At 50.6% G+C, this 17,161-nt stretch carries 17 protein-coding genes; 16 read left to right on the plus strand and 1 reads right to left on the minus strand.

What is annotated here, in order from left to right:
• Positions 1-54 precede the first annotated feature (54 nt).
• The 16 genes from FS806_RS04560 (at position 55) to FS806_RS04635 (ending at position 16,429) form a co-directional block, all read left to right on the plus strand.
• Positions 55-972, plus strand: a complete 918-nt coding sequence (locus FS806_RS04560; RefSeq protein ID WP_144933437.1) for a helix-turn-helix transcriptional regulator — start codon at positions 55-57, stop codon at positions 970-972.
• 110 nt (positions 973-1,082) lie between these two features.
• Positions 1,083-1,436, plus strand: coding sequence for a metalloregulator ArsR/SmtB family transcription factor (locus FS806_RS04565; RefSeq protein ID WP_144933438.1), 354 nt, complete (start codon positions 1,083-1,085; stop codon positions 1,434-1,436).
• On the plus strand, positions 1,433-1,573 hold the full coding sequence (locus FS806_RS25630; protein WP_186328201.1) for a hypothetical protein: 141 nt from the start codon (positions 1,433-1,435) through the stop codon (positions 1,571-1,573). Before FS806_RS04565 ends, FS806_RS25630 begins: the two co-directional genes overlap by 4 nt.
• Before the next feature lie 161 nt (positions 1,574-1,734).
• On the plus strand, positions 1,735-2,157 hold the full coding sequence (locus FS806_RS04570) for a VOC family protein (RefSeq protein WP_144933439.1): 423 nt from the start codon (positions 1,735-1,737) through the stop codon (positions 2,155-2,157).
• Between the two features lie 142 nt (positions 2,158-2,299).
• Positions 2,300-2,812 carry a GNAT family N-acetyltransferase gene (locus FS806_RS04575; protein WP_260981976.1) on the plus strand — a complete coding sequence of 171 codons (513 nt, stop codon included), beginning with the start codon at positions 2,300-2,302 and terminating at the stop codon, positions 2,810-2,812.
• Between the two features lie 705 nt (positions 2,813-3,517).
• Entirely contained in the window at positions 3,518-4,495 is a 978-nt protein-coding gene (locus FS806_RS04585; protein WP_144933441.1) for a Gfo/Idh/MocA family oxidoreductase, read from the plus strand.
• 195 nt (positions 4,496-4,690) lie between these two features.
• Entirely contained in the window at positions 4,691-5,530 is an 840-nt protein-coding gene (locus FS806_RS04590) for an HpcH/HpaI aldolase family protein (protein WP_144933442.1), read from the plus strand.
• Positions 5,527-6,309, plus strand: a complete 783-nt coding sequence (locus tag FS806_RS04595) for an SDR family oxidoreductase (RefSeq protein WP_144933443.1) — start codon at positions 5,527-5,529, stop codon at positions 6,307-6,309. Before FS806_RS04590 ends, FS806_RS04595 begins: the two co-directional genes overlap by 4 nt.
• 75 nt (positions 6,310-6,384) lie before the next feature.
• Positions 6,385-7,155: an SDR family oxidoreductase gene (locus FS806_RS04600; RefSeq protein ID WP_144933444.1), complete on the plus strand. Its 771-nt coding sequence runs from the start codon at positions 6,385-6,387 to the stop codon at positions 7,153-7,155.
• 314 nt (positions 7,156-7,469) lie between these two features.
• Complete coding sequence (locus FS806_RS04605) at positions 7,470-9,479, plus strand: exo-alpha-sialidase (protein ID WP_186328202.1); 2,010 nt, start codon at positions 7,470-7,472, stop codon at positions 9,477-9,479.
• A gap of 232 nt (positions 9,480-9,711) precedes the next feature.
• Positions 9,712-10,650, plus strand: a complete 939-nt coding sequence (locus FS806_RS04610; RefSeq protein WP_144933446.1) for an aldo/keto reductase — start codon at positions 9,712-9,714, stop codon at positions 10,648-10,650.
• Between the two features lie 192 nt (positions 10,651-10,842).
• Positions 10,843-11,637 carry an IclR family transcriptional regulator gene (locus FS806_RS04615; RefSeq protein ID WP_144933447.1) on the plus strand — a complete coding sequence of 265 codons (795 nt, stop codon included), beginning with the start codon at positions 10,843-10,845 and terminating at the stop codon, positions 11,635-11,637.
• A 596-nt stretch (positions 11,638-12,233) separates the two neighbouring features.
• On the plus strand, positions 12,234-13,613 hold the full coding sequence (locus FS806_RS04620) for an ABC transporter substrate-binding protein (RefSeq protein WP_186328203.1): 1,380 nt from the start codon (positions 12,234-12,236) through the stop codon (positions 13,611-13,613).
• Positions 13,614-13,713: 100 nt separating this feature from the next.
• The gene (locus FS806_RS04625; RefSeq protein WP_186328204.1) at positions 13,714-14,586 is read left to right on the plus strand and encodes a carbohydrate ABC transporter permease; all 873 of its coding nucleotides are present in this window, start codon (positions 13,714-13,716) and stop codon (positions 14,584-14,586) included.
• 41 nt (positions 14,587-14,627) lie between these two features.
• Complete coding sequence (locus FS806_RS04630) at positions 14,628-15,473, plus strand: carbohydrate ABC transporter permease (protein ID WP_144933450.1); 846 nt, start codon at positions 14,628-14,630, stop codon at positions 15,471-15,473.
• 89 nt (positions 15,474-15,562) lie between these two features.
• Positions 15,563-16,429, plus strand: a complete 867-nt coding sequence (locus FS806_RS04635; protein WP_144933511.1) for an SMP-30/gluconolactonase/LRE family protein — start codon at positions 15,563-15,565, stop codon at positions 16,427-16,429.
• Between the two features lie 276 nt (positions 16,430-16,705).
• On the opposite strand, the gene FS806_RS04645 is transcribed toward FS806_RS04635, so the two are convergent.
• The gene (locus tag FS806_RS04645; RefSeq protein ID WP_144933452.1) at positions 16,706-17,125 is read right to left on the minus strand and encodes a hypothetical protein; all 420 of its coding nucleotides are present in this window, start codon (positions 17,123-17,125) and stop codon (positions 16,706-16,708) included.
• Between the last annotated feature and the right edge of the window lie 36 nt (positions 17,126-17,161).

Below are 17,161 nucleotides of genomic sequence, written 5' to 3' on the forward strand. Positions count from 1 at the left end.
CCGCTCGTGCTTTTGGTCTGTTGCCGATATAATCGGGATAGGGGGGGATTTGGCTTGAAGCTGGATCGATTACTTGCTATTACAATGTGTCTGCTCAGTAATAAAAGAGTGACTGCCGCCGAGTTGGCGGACAGGTTCGAGGTATCCTTAAGGACTGTCTACCGGGATATCGACGCGATTAATCAGGCTGGAATTCCTGTTGCTTCCTATCCCGGTCCGGACGGAGGGTATGAAATTATGCCGGGCTACCGGATAGATAAACAAGTATTGACGCTGGAACATTTAGTTGCGATCTATACTTCGTTGCGAGGCATTCAATCGGCAACGGATAACTCCGAGCTGACCGAGCTGCTTGAAAGAATCGGGGCTTTGATCCCGGAGGATTTCACAACCTCTGCCTCATTCAGCCTCGATTTCCGGCACTCTTCGAATGCGGATGTCAAGGAGAAGATACGGTCTCTTCAGCTTGCTGTCCGGGAGATGCATACAGTGAAATTTGACTACATGGATAGTAGGGGAGCAGAGACGTCCCGAACGGTTGAGCCCATGGGATTGTACCTGAAGCGGAGCGCTTGGTATTTATGGGGGTTCTGTCGTATCCGTTCGGCCCTCAGGGTCTTTCGTTTATCCCGCATGAACAATTTGAAGCTCTTATCTGAAAGGTTCGTCCGCCGCAACTTGACCATTGAGGATATAGATAAGGACCGCAACATAAAGCCGCCGGATGGCGTGGATGTAATGCTATGCTTTAACCCCGCGGCGAAGGCTAGGGTCAGGGAAGAGTTCGAAGCCGCCGATATTGCGGAGAATCCCGATGGAACCTTGCTGATAAAGGCCTATTATTATTCGAGGGAGAAGGCCGTACAGCATCTTTTGAGCTTTGGGATTCATGTAAGGGTGCTGGCACCGCCGGAGTTTATTGATGAATTCCGCTGCCAAGTGCTTCAAATTTCGCGTCTGTATCAGCATTGACGGTTTGGCCGTAGAAATGTTGTTGTTTATTTTATTTAAGTATTTACTTTATTAAGGAAAAGATTTAATATGAAGTCAGAAATAACCGGAAGGGAGGAAAACGACTAACGATGCCTGTCGATATATTTTCTGCACTTGCCGACCCGACCCGGCGCAGGATTCTGGAGATGCTCGCTGATCATGACGGGTTATCTGCATCCGAGATTTACGATCAATTCAAAGTCAGCCCGCAGGCGATTTCCCAACATCTGAAAATTCTTCGCGGGGCGAATTTGGTAGAGGTGGAAAAGCGGGCACAGCAGCGCATCTATCGAATCAACACTAAAGCAATGGTCCAATTCGAGGAATGGTCTAAGCGGATGAGACAGCGCTGGAGCCGAAGACTGGATACCTTGGATGCAGTATTAAAAGAAGAAATGAAGAAACATGCAAATAACCAAATTGAAAAGGAGAAACCCGAATGAATCCAAAAGAGAGTCAGCAAGCCCTTGTCATTACCCGCACGTTTGAATACGGCTGGACAGTGCTTGGGCCCATGTCAGACAATGCCGTTGCCGGCATGAATCAATCGCTGGATAAGCTCGTCCAAGCCATCGCGTGAGAAGGGGAGCCGATCCCGACCGTAATTAACAAGTTTAAACATTACTACGGATTAGCTCCAGGCCAAGTATTTAAATCGATTGTCCGTTTTGTACAATGATTATGGACCTAAATATGCGATGATTTGCTGAAAAGATTAAACATCGACACAGGAGGAGAATAATGAAGCCTCGAATTTCCGTACTCACATTAGGCGTGGACGATTTGGAAAGATCATTAAAATTCTATCGGGATGGACTGGGCCTGCCGACCCAAGGGATCATAGGCAAAGAGTTTGAACACGGGGCGGTCGCCTTTTTCGACTTGCAGGCCGGTGTCAAACTGGCCATCTGGAACCGCCGTGATCTCGCCCATGAGGCGAAGGTCCCTCTGGGATCGCCGAGCCCGACGGAAATGACCATCGGCCATAATGTAGGCAGCAAGGAAGAAGTGGACAGAATTATGGAACAAGCCCGGAATGCAGGGGCTGTCATTACGGATCCCGCGCATGACGCTTTCTGGGGCGGGTACTCGGGACACTTCCAGGACCCCGATGGCCATTTATGGGAAATCGTCTGGAATCCTGCTTGGGAGATCGAGGATTGATCTATCGTCCCGCTCGCATAGGGCGGGAAAGAGCAGCCCAACTATAGGAAATAACACATAGGCAACAATACTCTCCAGACGATTGGTTGCAAACATCCATGCATGTATAATAGTAGCCAGAGGAACAAACGCATTATGCATAATGAAAAGAAGCGGAGAGGAAGAGATGAACCACTCGAGTCACGGCGGACCATACCATGTACGTCCATACCGTCAGGAAGATCGGGAAGCATGTATGGCTTTGTTTGAGAGCAATGTACCGAAATATTTTGCGCCCGAGGAGCTTAAAGATTTTGTTTCTGATCTGGATGATTTGAAGTGGCCGTATTTGGTCATGGAGGATGAGAACGGGAAGATTGTCGCCAGTGGCGGTTATGGCGCTATAGGAGAAGACGGGACCGTTGCCGCTCTCTGTTGGGGGATGGTCCGCCGGGATCTTCATCGATGCGGGCTGGGCAGGCGGCTTCTCGTCGAGCGATTGAAGAGGATCGCGGCGGAGCCGAAATTTACCAGAGTAACCATTGAAACGTCGCAGTACAGCCGCGGCTTTTTCGAACGTTTCGGGTTCGTCGCAAAGCGGGTTTGCCCGGATGGTTTTGCCCCGGGCTTGGATCTAGTAGAGATGGAGCTTGATCTTTCCCGGTTGAAATTATAGCTCGACTTTCGGTGCGAGATCGCATTAAACCTGAAAGTTGAGTATTAAGATCTTTGGGATAAGCTGCCGTGAAATTCAAAGATCATGTACGGTTACACAAAGTTGGATAACGATCCCAAATGGATCTTGTAGTACAGCATATCCAGGACTAAAGTAAAGTGCATCGTTTACTCCAGCCTATGCAGAACATTCGGATGATCCTCTTTAGCGAGAGAGAAAGCGGCCGTACCGATAATTCAGTAAAAATTACCGGCTTTCGCGGAAGCGCGAACGGCTGAGGGGTATATGGCCGAGGAATTCTTCTCTGCATGTCAAAATCGACTCTGGCGGCGGGCGGCTTTCGCTTGCCTTAACGGCGATGCAAAAAAAAGCGAGTGTTTGTGGGTACCCGACCACGAACCTCGCTCTTTTATTTTCCTTCTTCGATCATTAAACCGATTCCGCAGGCAAGTTCCCGCCATACACGTTGCGAGCGATAATTTTCGCCACTTCCGATTTATGGGCTAAATAAGCATCCGATTTGGTTTCGATAAAATCGGCTTTTCTCATTTACGTCTGTTCCTAACTATTATATAATGAGTTAAAGTCCTATATAGGTATAGCGTCTCTATATATGAGACGAACAAGATTCTCCTTTTCAGAATTCCATTAAATAAGAGCGAACGAGTCAAGACTTTTCAGAGAACTAAGAGTGGGGGATTGAATATGACCAACGCTTTGGTAAAGAGGGAAGTTATTCGTTTGGCGATGATCGGCATGGTTGATGGCAACGGGCATCCTTATTCCTGGAGCGCCATCTTCAATGGATACAATGAGAGGGCTATGCAGAACTGTCCTTATCCCGGCATTCCGGAGTATTTGGCTAAAGAGCCTAAGGAGAATTTGCGCATCAAGGGAGCTAAGGTGACTCATATTTGGACGGATTCGCCGGAAGATGCCCGGCTTGTTGCGGAGGCGTCCTTAATTCCCCATATTGCAAGCTATCCGGAGCAGGTTATTGGCCAGGTGGATGCGGTCATTATAGCAACCGACATAGGGGGAGAGCATGTGGAGCGGTGCCGGCCTTTCGTGGAGGCAGGTCTTCCCGTGTTCGTGGATAAGCCGCTGGTGGATAATGAAAGCGATTTAGCGATATTTGCCCAATGGGCGAGAGAGGGTAGGGCAATCCTGTCCTCCAGCAGTATGAGGTACAGCAAGGAATATATGCCTTATCGGCTGTCAACGGCAAATTTAGGGCAGCTGCGCTATGTAACGGTGGCTATGGCCAAGTCTTGGGAACGGTACGGTATCCATGCGCTGGAAGGAATTTATCCTATTGTGGGGCCGGGTTTCTTGACGGTGCGGAATACGGGCACCGAGGACAGGAACATCGTGCATCTTAAGCACCGGTGCGGGGCGGATATAGTGATTTCCGTTACAGCCGATATGTATGGAGCTTTCGGCCCCGTGCTTCTGTGCGGTACATCGGGGCATGCGTATGTTTCCTTTCAAGATACTTTCTATTCGTTCAAAGCCCAGCTTCAAGCTTTTATCGATTATTTGCGCACAGGCGAAAGGCCCTTTCCGTTTGCGGAGACAGCTGAATTGATGAAGCTTGTCATAGCGGGAATCCGAAGCCGCGAACAGCAGGGAGCGGAAATTGCGGTGAAGGATATAGCACCTTCCCTTGCTGGGTTAGAATGATAGAACTGCTTAATTCTGTCAGGGAATCAGGTTGTCGGCCGGGCAGCCGTTGACAGATCAACCGCCTGTTTGCCGTTGACGATCCGTCGAACGTTAGCCTGTGACGGATCAGCTTACCGTTTAGCTGGAGTTCTAGGCCCCTCAGTTAATACTTTGCTGCCAGCCATAACAACTCAATAATCAGGAGGAACCGCTATGTCCGTAAGAAAGTACGCAATGCGGCCTAGTAGAGTACTGAGAAAGCTGCATGCAGGAGAAGTAGCTTATTGCACCAAACTTAATCTGGCCGATTCCCGTTCGGCGGAAATAGCCGCTATGTCGGGCTTTGATTGTATCTGGACCGATATGGAGCATGTGCCCAATGACTGGTCTGCGGTAGAAAAGCAAATTTTGGCCGCCAAGGCTTACGATGCGGATACGATTGTCCGAGTTGCACGCGGAAGCTACAGCGACTATATCCGCCCGCTGGAAATGGACGCGGCCGGCATTATGGTGCCGCATATTATGAGCCTGGAGGACGCGCAGCGGGTGGTCCGCAGCACGAAATTCCATCCGCTTGGCATGAGGCCGGTCGACGGGGGCAACTCGGATGGAGCATACTGCAACGTGGACTTTAACGATTACATCAAGCAGGCGAATGAAGAACGCTTTTTGATTCTGCAGATTGAAGATGTGGAGCCGTTGGATGAGCTGGAGCAGATCGTTGCTTTGCCCGGGGTTAATATGATCTTTTTCGGTCCGGGCGATTTCAGCCAATCGATCGGGGCTCCCGGCCGGATGGATCATCCCCTGCTGTTGGAAACGCGGAAGCGGATAGCCGATCTTGCCAACAAATACGGGAAGTTCGCAGGCACCGTAGGGACCGTGGACAACCGCGAGGAGCTGATCGGGCTTGGTTACAGGTTCATCAGTATTGGGGCGGATGTAGTCGCTTTAAGCCAGTATTACAATGCCATTATGAAGCGGCTGTTGTCCTCTTGCGGAAGACCGGCGGACAGCATTTACTCGGAAAGCTCGAAGGAGGGAACAACATGAACGTTATGTCATCTTTTTCACTCGAGGGTAAAGTAGCTGTTGTAAGCGGAGGCAGCGGTTTGTATGGGCGGCAAATCGCCTCCGCGCTCGCTCAGGCGGGGGCGATTACCCAGGTGACTTCCCGCAATGGCGACAAGCTCGCCGAGATCGAGGCAGACTTCGCCGCTAGAGGGGTGCAGGTTACCGCCCGCCAGCTGGACCAGGCCGAGGAGCCGTCTATTCTGGCCCTAAGGGACACGCTGCTGGACGTATACGGACGCATCGATATCCTCGTCAACAATGCGGTGCTGCGTACGATGGGCTCTTGGCAGGACCCCTTGGAGACGTTCACCAAGAGCATGGAGGTTAACGCAGCGGGATTATTTGCAATGACCCGCGCTTTTGGTGATGTGATGGCCCGACAGGGAGGGGGATCTATTATTAATGTAGGTTCTATCCAAGGCATGGTGGGGCCTGACGCCGAAATATACCGCGATGTCGAATTCCATGGCTTTGTTCCCGACTACTTCTTTCATAAAGGCGGCATGATTAATTTTACCCGCTTTACGGCCAGCTATTATGGAAAGAGCGGGGTGCGCTGCAACTGCATTAGCCCGGGAGGAATGGCCTCCGAGCGTACGCCTCCGGCTTTTATTGAAAGCTACAGCAGACGGACCTTCCTCGGGAGGATGGCGGGGGAAAGCGATCTGATGGGCAGCATCGTTTTTTTGGCATCGGATGCTTCGGCTTATATCACCGGGGTCAACCTTCCCGTAGACGGCGGCTACACCGCCAAATAGCGGGTTTGGATTGCATAAGCTCAGCCCGGTAAGGTAACGACCGGCATGGATTTGATAATCGAGGAGGCTCGAAGAATGTACAGTTGCTTGTTTTCCATGGAAAACAGAACCGTTGTCGTAACCGGAGGAAGCGGTTATTTAGGTCGAGAAATCGTTCGCGCCATGTCTGATTTTGGCGCTGCGGTTGTATCGGCTGATTTGCAGCCCGCAGAGCATACGGGAGAGAGAATCGTCAGTGCGGTTTGTGATGTCTCTGATACCGAATCGATTCGCCGCCTGTTCAACGAAGCTAGGGAAACGTTCGGCCGCATCGATGTCTTGATCAACTGCGCCACTTACGGGGCCGGCTACGGGCCGCTGGGCACCGTGGAGCAGATGTCCGACGAGGATTGGGCGTACGGATTGGACGGGGCGGTGGGTACCTGCTTCCGCTGTACCCGTGAAGCTGTGCCGCATTTGGAGGCTGCGGGGGGCGGAAGCATCGTCAATATCGCTTCCATGTATGGAATGGTTTCGCCCGACCCGTCCATCTACGGAACCAGCGGGGCGAACAACCCTGCCAATTACGGAGCCGGCAAAGCGGCCGTCATCCAGTTTACCCGTTATTGTGCGGCTCATCTGGCTGCGAAGGGCATCCGCGTGAATAGTGTTACCCCAGGGCCGTTCCCGAATCCCAACACCCAGCAGGATGAAGCTTTTCTGACCCGTCTGAACAGCAAGACGATGCTTGGCCGAGTAGGACAGGCGCATGAAATCGTAGGAGCCGTACTCTACTTGGCATCCGGCGCCTCCAGCTTTGTAACCGGATCCAACATCGTAGTGGATGGCGGTTGGACCGCCTGGTAGCGTCTCGATTTCGTTGTTAGGTGTCCATTCGCAATTTTGGGATAGCAAGTAACTCCGTATTTGTTATTCACCAGCGCCCTCATTTTAGAGAATAATGCATTTGCTTTACTTATGTTCACATGCACTACTTGCATCTGTCACCGGACAGCTTGTCTTTCGAAGGGGGGTGGGGACGAGCCGACAGGGAATAAATGAACTTGATTCATTAACGGATAAATAGAAGCGATTTCGGAGCGGAGTCATCGGAACCTGCTGAATGGAAGCCCTACGCTATGGTGTCAAGGAATGCCAAATCTAATTCGGAGGATGCTCATATGAGAAAATTACCGATGATCATGCTGATGATCTTGCTAATGTTGATGATTCCCTTGGCCGCATTGGCAGCCGTACCAAATCCGTCAGAGCCGGATGTGATTGTAGCGGCAAAGACGGCTGATGGTTACAATACCTATTTTCCTTCTATGGAGCAATTGCCGTCCGGCAAGCTTGTTGTAGTCTACTACAGTGCAACCGCTCATCAAGGCACGAATGGCAGAATTGCTATGGTAGAGAGCACGGATGAAGGACTGACCTGGTCTCAACCGCGGATCATCATGGATACGCCTGAAGATGATCGCGATCCTTCCATTACCCTGTTGTCTGACGGAACGCTGCTTCTGAACTGGTTCAAACCTGATAACGGAGTCAATCAAGTATACGTATCCCGAAGCACGGATGAGGGCTTGACCTGGAGCGCGCCGACCAAGGTGCAAACGAATCTGATAAACGCCGCAGTTTCTTCCAAAATGGTTGAATTGGATACCGGAGAGCTCCTGCTGCCTATCTATGGCTCTTACACCTCCGATCAAGGGGTTAGCCGATCGGTAGTTGTTCGCAGCTCGGACGGTGGCTTGACCTGGAATCCGTCGTTGGAAGCGACGATGGCCGAGCCGGTACCCTTGCCTCAGCCGAATCTGTTTCCAGCTATCGGGTTTGTTGAACCGGTTATTGCCGATTTGGGCGGCGGGCACCTGATAAGCATGCACCGAACTTATTCAGACAGCGACAATGGGATTGCCTGGGAATCGGAGTCTTTTGATAACGGGCACACTTGGAGTGCCGCGGTCAGAACCACGATGTACGCCCACTGCTCGGATCTGCTTGTGCTCAGTAATGGTACTGTGCTTCATACGTGGGGAGACCGCAAATTTGACTTCAGCAGCGGAAGAGCTGTAGTAGGGCGGGTAATGGAGCCCGGAACCGATTGGGAGGACTGGGAGGATGCTCTAATTTATAAAAGCCCCGGCTCTACGGACATGGCTTATCCGAGTGCGGTTGAGCTTTCCGATGGGCGGATCTTTATTGTCTTCTACGATGCTCATTCCACCAAGGGCTTCATAGGCGGAAAGTATTTTAACCCGGAGGATGTAACGGTTGAGAAACGTACCGACCGTATGGAGCTGCTTGCCATGTATAATAGCGGAAGCCTGCAGATTGATACCAATATGACTTATGAGGATCCGGGTACTCCTAGCCGCGTGAATGTCAAACCAACAGGAGCCATTGATGGGGTGGCTAGCTTGAATTATGCTGCCTGGGGAAGCGTCCCCATGCCGCCGGAATCCTATTACTACACTCTTATTTTACCGAAAACTTACAAACTTAACGCTATCGGGATCAACTTGAAACCGCAAGCCGGAAGACCGGAGAGCGCGGTTGTCGAATATAAAGATGCGCAGGGTCAATGGCATTCCTTGTTTTCTTACACCGACGTTGTTCATGAGCAGGGGATTCTTGATATCCATGAATATGATCCGGGGCTTCTGGCCAAGGAAGTTAGGGTAAGAATTACGAAAGCGTCCGGGCAAGCGGTTCTGAGCGAAATAGCTTTGTACGGTGAGCCTGCGTTATCCCAGATCGATCTGCTGTCGCTATACAATAACGGCCAAATTCAAATTGATACCGATATGACTTATACATCGGGCAGGGTGGGCATTACCGGACCGCTGGACGGCAGTCTGGATTATTGGGATTCCGCCACGCGAAATTCACCTACACCGCCACCGGCATACTATACCGTTGAATTGGATACTGTGAGGGAGCTTAGTGCCATCGGGGTCAATTTGAAGCCCAGAGAGTATGCGGAGGACGCTATCGTATCTCTATCCGTAGACGGTACGACATGGACACCGGTCATTTCCTACACCGGGGCAAGGCACAACAGCGACAGTATGGAAATCCATCATTTCGACACTGTTCAAGCGGCCAAGTACGTTAAGGTGGAAATAACAAGATCCGAGGGCTGGCCTCAGCTGAACGAATTGAGGCTCTATGAAGAATACTAACACTCCTTGTAAAGATTCGTAGTTATACAACTATGGGGCAGGGGAAGAGGAGTTCCCCGTTAGGCCGGCTTTTATATAAACCATGAATAGGCTGCCTCTAATCGTCCTCTAGTCAGACAGGGCCATTGCCCCCCTAAATATTTAGGAAGACAATGGCCCTGCATTTTGTGTGGCAAAAAGACAGCGAATTTCTAGCTCGACGGTTGTTGAGTGAAGCGTAGAGGGGAGCATAATGATGAGACCAACTGCTGAACGGAAGATATCGAAGCTTACTTTGGGTACGGTGCAATTGGGGATTCCATATGGCATTAACAACCGGGAAGGCATGCTTACGGAGGAACAGGGGCTGCGGCTTCTGGAGCTGGCCTGGAGCGAGGGCATAACTTCATTCGATACTGCTGCGGGGTACGGCCGCGCGGAAGCGCTGCTTGGCCGGTTCAGCCGAGGCAAGAGTCCCTTCATTATTACCAAGCTGAAGACGGGAGTCGGCGGGAGGATTGATCCCGATAAGCTGGAGCAGAACATGCGTAAGGAGGCCATCGATTCCTTGAAACTGCTGGGTGTGTCCTCCATTCCGCTGTTAATGCTGCATAATACCGATGTTTTGAAGGAGCACGGGGACGCTATTGAGGCCGGCTTGCGATCCCTGCGTAAGGAAGGCTTAATCGAGCGTGCCGGCATTTCCGTTGCATATAACACCGAGGAAGAGTATTCGCTGATCGGCAGCCGTTTGCTTAACGATCTTTATGAAGCGGTCCAGCTGCCTATGAATTTGCTTGACCACCGCCCCTTGCGCAATGGCTGGCTGCGGAAACTGAAGGAGAGGGGAAAGCTGGTGTTTGTGCGCAGTGTTTTCCTGCAGGGTCTTATCCTTATGCAGCCGAATGAGCTTGGGAAAACGATGGCCAAGGCAAAGTCGCCGTTGATGGAGCTTCACGACCTGGCCGGGAAGTACAGGTTTCCGCTGCCCCAGATGGCGGTTTCCTTCGTCAGGGATTGCGGCAGCGCAGACAGCCTCATTATTGGTGCGGAGACAGAGGGGCAGATTAGGGAGAACCTGCGGCTGATGGCCGGACCGCCATTGCCTGAAGAGCTTAGGGAAGAGATCTTGAACCGTTTTGCAAATATAGATGATGCAGTCATCACCCCCCATTTGTGGGCGCCCCGCTAACATATAAAACTCGCCACTGTCGAAGAAACGAGACAGCGTATTTCTTTTTTTCTTTGGTTTGTGTATACTTTTATTAACCGTTTCTGCGGATTTTTATTGTATGTCATGAAGCTATTGTATATTGCACAGCTTACACTACACTGGGGCCTTACTGAACTTATCTTTAAATACAGCGGGAGCAGGTGACTTGTCATGAGTGACTCATCCATCAAATCGAAAGATTCCCCCTATTTCCTGATCCAGTCCGTGGACAGGTCGTTGACAATTCTGCAAAGCTTTATAGAGGAAAGGCGCCCTATGGGGGTAACGGAAATCGCCAAGCGGCTCGGGCTGCACAAGAGCGTCGTTCACCGTTTAATGCTGACCCTGCAGGCACATGGTTATTTGGAACAGGTTCGGGATACCGACAAATATATGGTAGGCCCGAAGGCATTTGAGCTCGGCTCCGTATTTACAGGCTCCACTTCCCTGGTAGATGAGGGCAAGCAGATACTAATGCAGGTGGTCGAGGAAATAGGCATGACTGCGCACCTGGCCATCCTTGACAGAGACTCCGTGCTGTATATGGTGAACGTGGAACCGGATCACTTCAAGTATTTATTTGGAGCCGTCGGACAAAGGAAGCAGATCTATAATACCGCCTTGGGCAAATCCTTGACTGCCTGGCTGCCGGAGGAAAAGACCAGGAAGCTGTTGGAAAACTGCAGCTTCGAGAAGCTGACAAGCACTACGATCGGATCGGTAGAGGAGTACTTGGAAGAGCTGGAGAGGGTAAGACAGAACGGTTATGCGATTGATAACGAGGAAGCGGTAGTGGGTGTGAGATGCGCATCCGCACCGGTATGTGACCGTGGAGGCGATGTCATTGCGGCAATCAGCGTCAGCGGCTATAACGTCTCGTATGAGCAGATCCATGAAATCGGGATCAAAATTAAGGGCCTCGCCGCACAATTGTCCCGCAGGCTGGGGTATTTTGGAGCAAGATAGGAATTGCAGCACCACAAGGATATGAACAACAAGCCGGAGTTCCCACAAGGAACCCGGCTTTTTTTCTAAATATAAGAAAGTATAAGCTTTAAGAGCTTATTCAGGTCATCCACCGGATTATGTAAAAGACAATCAATACAGCAGGTCTTTTTTGGAAAAAGACGCACGATGCCTAATTCTAGAGCGATAGTGCAGGTCTTTTTTGGAAAAAATCGCGAAATGCCTAATTCTAAAACGATAATGCAGGTCTTTGGAGCGATTTTTGCGGAATGGCCCCATTTTGTCAAAAAGACCTGCACATTTGAGCGTCCTTCGCTCTTTTTTGGGGAAAGGGGCGGATTTTAATGCACTTTTGCTCGTCTTTACGACTTCCTTACCGACCCGGATGCGGCATGAAGGCGATTTCATTCCGTGCTTGACACTAATTAGGGTCTATAATAGAATATAAGTAATAAAAGAGACTATGTCTCTCATTGTGATACGAACGACAATGGCATCTTTAGTCCTCCAACAACGGATCGGCCCGGTGTTCCTTTTATAGCTGCAGGTTCGCCTGTTTCTATACATTAATTATTATGACTTTTGGGGGGAGATGGATGAGAAGGTTTCGCCTACCGATTATGAGCGGACTGCTCGCGATCTTATTAATGGCCACGGCTTGCTCCGGTCAGCAGGGAAAGGGCACCGGATCAGAGGGGAATGCCGGGGGAGATGGGGACTCCAAAGAAAAGCCGGTCACAATCACTTATTGGATTGACCCGCGTTTCCAATTAATTGAGGGAATGGAAGATGAGACTAAAAATTACGGCGACTACGAGAAGATTCAAGCGCAAAAATTTATGGATCTTCACCCTCACGTAACCATCGATATTCAAACGCTTACATGGGATGATCTTCCAAAGAAAGTGCCTGTAGCTATTGCTGGCGGAACACCTCCGGATATTTTACGTGATTACCTTGGAAGAACTGCACAATACGCCTATGAAGGGGTGCTGGAGAATTTAGAAGACTTGCTGCCTAAGGAGGAGCTGGATGATTATATTCAGGATTACCTGGATTTGTATACCATCGATGGGCACCTTCATGCGCTCCCAGCCTATGCGTGGGCGGCAGGCCTTGTCGTCAACAAGGAATTATGGTCGAAGAAGGGCAAGGAGAATCTCCTGCCGACACCTGAAAACCCTTACTGGACGATAGAGCAGTTCGATGAGGCGATCCAAGCGATTGCCGAGAAGAATAAAGTCTTCCCTTATGCCGTACAGATTGCGGTTCCTCAGGGCGACCAAGGCATCCTGAACCTTCTCTGGGGCTTCGGAGCCAAGCTGTTCAAGGACGGCGATTACAGCAAGACAGCGTTAAACAGCCCGGAAGCTGTCAAGGCGCTGGAATATCTGGTCAAGCTGAACGATGAAGGCAAGCTGCAGCCGAGTGCCGTTACGACTCAAGCCGGGGAAATAGATACGCTGATGTGGCAGGGGCAGTTGGGCTCGGTTAGCGATACTTTGGCCGTCTGGGCGAGGCTGAATGCCGCCAAAGAAGAAGGCAAGACGAACGGGGAGCACGATCTGGTCATGGTCCACCAGCCTAATGACGAAGGAGTCAGCAATGGGGTTCCTGTAGGACCTACCGGATTCGCTGTATTCAAGCAAGATGACGAGTATAAATTGAAATGGGTTATCGAATTCCTGTTATACCTGAACAATACGGAGCATCAGCAGGTATATGCGAAGAGCGCTGGACAATTCCCGGTGAAGAAATCGGCCGGAGTCCCTATGAAGGATGACGCGAACTATAGGGTGCTGCAGAAAATCATTGAAGAACGAGGGCTGGAGGATATGGGCGTGACTCATCCGAAATATGCGGAATTCCGCGTTCTATTGCAGCCGGAAATTCAAGCGGTTCTATTAAAGCAGAAAACACCTGCTCAAGCGCTGGAGGATTATGAGCGGGCAGTCAATAAAATACTGGCGAAATAACATGGGGAAAAGTGTGGAATGCCTGGGTGAAGGGCATTCCTTACCCCTGTCTTAAGGTTTCGAGTGCTTAGGGGATAGAATAGGAAGGAGGGCATTAAGGTTGATCAGAAGAATCATACAGGCTAGATGGGCATATTTTTTTCTCCTTCCGGCTTACTTCTTTTTTGTCATCTTTACATTGTTGCCTTTGATTCAAGGAGTAGGCTTCAGCTTATATGACGTTAAGCTGAACACAAGGAAATTCGTTGGACTGCAGCATTATGTTGCCCTCTATCATGACGACGCCTTCTGGAAAGCGTTAGTCAATACGCTGCTTATTACACTGGGCGTTGTTCCGGCCGTAGTCGTTATTTCTATCCTGGTAGCCGTAGTGGTTCATCCGTTAAACAAACATGTCCAGACCTTCTTCCGGATGTCTTTCTACATGCCAGTTGTAGCGAGCGGAGTAGTCCTCTCCATGGTTTGGCTTTGGATTTATAATCCCACTTACGGGCTTTTTAACTATTTAATCGGTCTGATAGGACTGGAGCCGGTTGCATGGCTGGGAACCCCCGGCAAAGCGCTCGTTTCGATTATTATAGTTGTTATTACCCTGGTGCTTGGCCAGCCTATCATTCTGTTTCTGGCTGCCTTAGGGGGAATCCCCCAAGATTTGCAGGAAGCGGCAATGATAGATGGGGCAAACAGCCGTCAGCGGTTTTTCCGGATTACGCTTCCTCTATTAAAGCCGACAACGCTGTTTGTTATGGTGACGCAGACGATAGCCGTTTTCCAGGTATTTGTCGTTATCATGCTCCTTACCAACGGGGGGCCGGCCAACGGGACGCAGACGATTGTTTACCGCATTTATCAGACGGCATTCGATTTTTTTAATTTCGGTTACGCCTCCGCGCTTGGTGTGGTTATGCTGGTCATTGTCAGCTTCCTGGCCTGGTTTAACTTCCGCTTGCTCGGACAGGACACGGAGTTTTGACTTCTGATAAGACCGCTGATGGAAAAGGAGGGCCCGTTAAGATGAATTACCGCAAAATGAGTGCGCCAGAAAAAGGCTGGAGTATATTGGGGTTGGCGGTCGTGATTGTTCTCGCCCTATTTTCCCTAATGCCGCTGTATTGGATGCTGACCGGCTCTTTTAAAATTTTGTCAGACACGATGAAGATACCTCCGGAATGGTTCCCGAAGTCACCGACGCTGGCCAACTATAATCAATTGTTTACAAATAATCCGGCCTTCCGCTGGTTGTTCAACAGCATTTTTGTTGCCGGCTGTGCGTCGATCGGGGCTATTCTTACCAGTACGACGGCGGGGTATGCTTTTGGCAAGAAGCAGTTTCCCGGGAAGAAGCAGTTGTTTTGGCTGATGCTGATCACGATGATGCTGCCGCATCAGGTTCTGTTGATTCCGCTCTACCTGCTAATCGCCGACTTGAAATGGATCAACACTTATGCCGGTCTGATCGTACCGTTTATCGCTTATCCGTTCGGGGTATTTCTGGTTAAGCAGTTTATGCAGTCCGTGCCCAACGAGCTTCTGGAAGCGGCCCGGATCGATGGAGCGGGGGAAATCCGAACGTTTATCAGCATAGTGCTGCCAATAATTAAGCCGGCGATCGGCGCACTGGGGATTTTCTCGTTCGTGGCGGTATGGAACGAGTATTTATGGCAGCTGGTCGTCACGGACAAGAGGGAAATGTTCACCCTGCCGCTTGCGGTATCGAAGCTGGCTTATGGGACGCAGAGCATTAATTTGGGGCTGGCAATGGCCGGGGCGACGGTCACTTTTATCCCTATGCTGCTGTTTTTCCTTGCTTTTCAGAGGTTTTTCGTCAAAGGAATTGCGGTAGGCGCCGTTAAAGGATAACGGTATTCCGGCTGAATCGGTGTGGCCCTTTAGAAAATACAAATTCAAGTTCAGAAGACCCCTACAAACTAACGAGGTGACGGACAGTGATAGAAACGATAGCTGGTATTCAAGCGGTTCTGGGGGAAGGGCCGACATGGGATGGACAGCGGGAAGTGCTGTATATGGTGGATATTATCGGGCAAACGATTTACGAATACGACCCGCATAGGGAGACGATACATAAGACCGCATTGAATCAGATGATCGGCGCACTCGTTCCTCGCCAGGCGGGCGGCCTGCTGCTGGCGCTTCAGCATGGGTTCCATACCTACGATCCGGATAGTGGAAAGCTGACGGCCATTCATGATCCCGAACAGCATCTGCCGGGCAACCGCTTTAACGACGGGAAATGTGATCCGGCGGGCAGATTCTGGGCCGGAACGATGTCGTTAACCGGGGAGAGCTTCCAGGGAGCCTTGTATCGCCTCGACGAAGACTGGAATGTATCGCGGATGGTGGAATCCGTATCCTGCTCCAACGGCTTGGCCTGGAGTCCGGACGGGGGCACTTTCTATTACATTGATACGCCAACGAGGGAGGTGGCTGCCTTTGACTATGAGGCGGCGACAGGAGCAATCAGCAGCAGACGGGTGGTCATCCGCTTGGAACAAGATCAGGGCTTGCCGGACGGTATGACGATTGACGAGGAAGGAATGCTTTGGATAGCTCATTGGGGCGGAGCCCGGGTGTCCAGATGGGACCCCGGAAGCGGCAGGCAGCTTGGACAGATTGAGCTTCCGGTTCCTTTGGTCACCTCCTGTACCTTTGGCGGCCCTAATTTGGATGAGTTGTATATAACTTCGGCACGAGTAGGCATGTCCGAGCAAGAGCTGGAGGAGTATCCGCTAGCGGGCAGCCTCTTCCGAACAAAGCCGGGAGTAAAAGGGATGCGAACGATTGCGTTTCAAGGATGAGAAGTTCTCAGTTAGTTAACCAACAATGCTTATATCTCCAGGAATGGTTAACCCAAGCTTTCTTGCCGTTCTCACGGCTCCTAACACTTTGTAAACATTTGCTGCGAAAATAATTGTAGGCGGGTTTGGCAGGTCAAGCCATTGGCTGGTCCCTGCCCTCCCATTTCCTCCATCTCCTGAATGACTTTGTTCAGGGTACCCCGGTAAGAAGTCCCCCTTTATCAAAAATACATACCTAACGAAATAATGACATCTTTACGTTGTTCAAAGTTTATTTCATAAGTTCCCGCCGTAAACGCTGCGCTCGATAATATCCGCCACTTCCGATTTATGGGCCAGATACGCTTCCCGAGACAGGCTGCCGTTTGCTAGACGTGCGTCCAGTTGTTCGGTCAATTCGGCGATTTGCAGATCGATGACGTTCTGTACATCGGCATTGTTAGCGGCGGCGATGTCAGCCAGTGATTTGCCATCATATAACGAATAGTAGACTTCCTCATCCGACGCAGCGCCAAGCGCATGAAGCAAAGGATCTCGAACGGCGGCGTCTTGCTGTGTTCCGTCGCCGCCGGAGATTTTGCTTAGAATTTTATATTTATCGACGCATGCTGCAGCGCTTTTCTCCTCATTCCATACGATGCCAATGGCGATGGCGGCAGCCATCGTACAGACGATCACAATTCGTTTGGAACTCATAAGTAAAAATCCTCGTTTCCGGGGCCGTATTATGTA

This window comes from Paenibacillus sp. 32O-W (assembly GCF_007679495.1).
Taxonomy (GTDB): domain Bacteria; phylum Bacillota; class Bacilli; order Paenibacillales; family NBRC-103111; genus Paenibacillus_L; species Paenibacillus_L residui.

Excerpts from the sequence above, each read along its gene's own strand:
- FS806_RS04565 (WP_144933438.1), top strand. The coding sequence starts at position 1,083 with ATGCCTGTCGATATATTTTCTGCACTTGCCGACCCGACCCGGCGCAGG.
- FS806_RS25630 (WP_186328201.1), top strand. The coding sequence starts at position 1,433 with ATGAATCCAAAAGAGAGTCAGCAAGCCCTTGTCATTACCCGCACGTTT.
- FS806_RS04570 (WP_144933439.1), top strand. The coding sequence starts at position 1,735 with ATGAAGCCTCGAATTTCCGTACTCACATTAGGCGTGGACGATTTGGAA.
- FS806_RS04575 (WP_260981976.1), top strand. The coding sequence starts at position 2,300 with ATGAAAAGAAGCGGAGAGGAAGAGATGAACCACTCGAGTCACGGCGGA.
- FS806_RS04585 (WP_144933441.1), top strand. The coding sequence starts at position 3,518 with ATGACCAACGCTTTGGTAAAGAGGGAAGTTATTCGTTTGGCGATGATC.
- FS806_RS04590 (WP_144933442.1), top strand. The coding sequence starts at position 4,691 with ATGTCCGTAAGAAAGTACGCAATGCGGCCTAGTAGAGTACTGAGAAAG.
- FS806_RS04595 (WP_144933443.1), top strand. The coding sequence starts at position 5,527 with ATGAACGTTATGTCATCTTTTTCACTCGAGGGTAAAGTAGCTGTTGTA.
- FS806_RS04600 (WP_144933444.1), top strand. The coding sequence starts at position 6,385 with ATGTACAGTTGCTTGTTTTCCATGGAAAACAGAACCGTTGTCGTAACC.
- FS806_RS04605 (WP_186328202.1), top strand. The coding sequence starts at position 7,470 with ATGAGAAAATTACCGATGATCATGCTGATGATCTTGCTAATGTTGATG.
- FS806_RS04610 (WP_144933446.1), top strand. The coding sequence starts at position 9,712 with ATGATGAGACCAACTGCTGAACGGAAGATATCGAAGCTTACTTTGGGT.
- FS806_RS04615 (WP_144933447.1), top strand. The coding sequence starts at position 10,843 with ATGAGTGACTCATCCATCAAATCGAAAGATTCCCCCTATTTCCTGATC.
- FS806_RS04620 (WP_186328203.1), top strand. The coding sequence starts at position 12,234 with ATGAGAAGGTTTCGCCTACCGATTATGAGCGGACTGCTCGCGATCTTA.
- FS806_RS04630 (WP_144933450.1), top strand. The coding sequence starts at position 14,628 with ATGAATTACCGCAAAATGAGTGCGCCAGAAAAAGGCTGGAGTATATTG.
- FS806_RS04645 (WP_144933452.1), bottom strand. The coding sequence starts at position 17,125 with ATGAGTTCCAAACGAATTGTGATCGTCTGTACGATGGCTGCCGCCATC.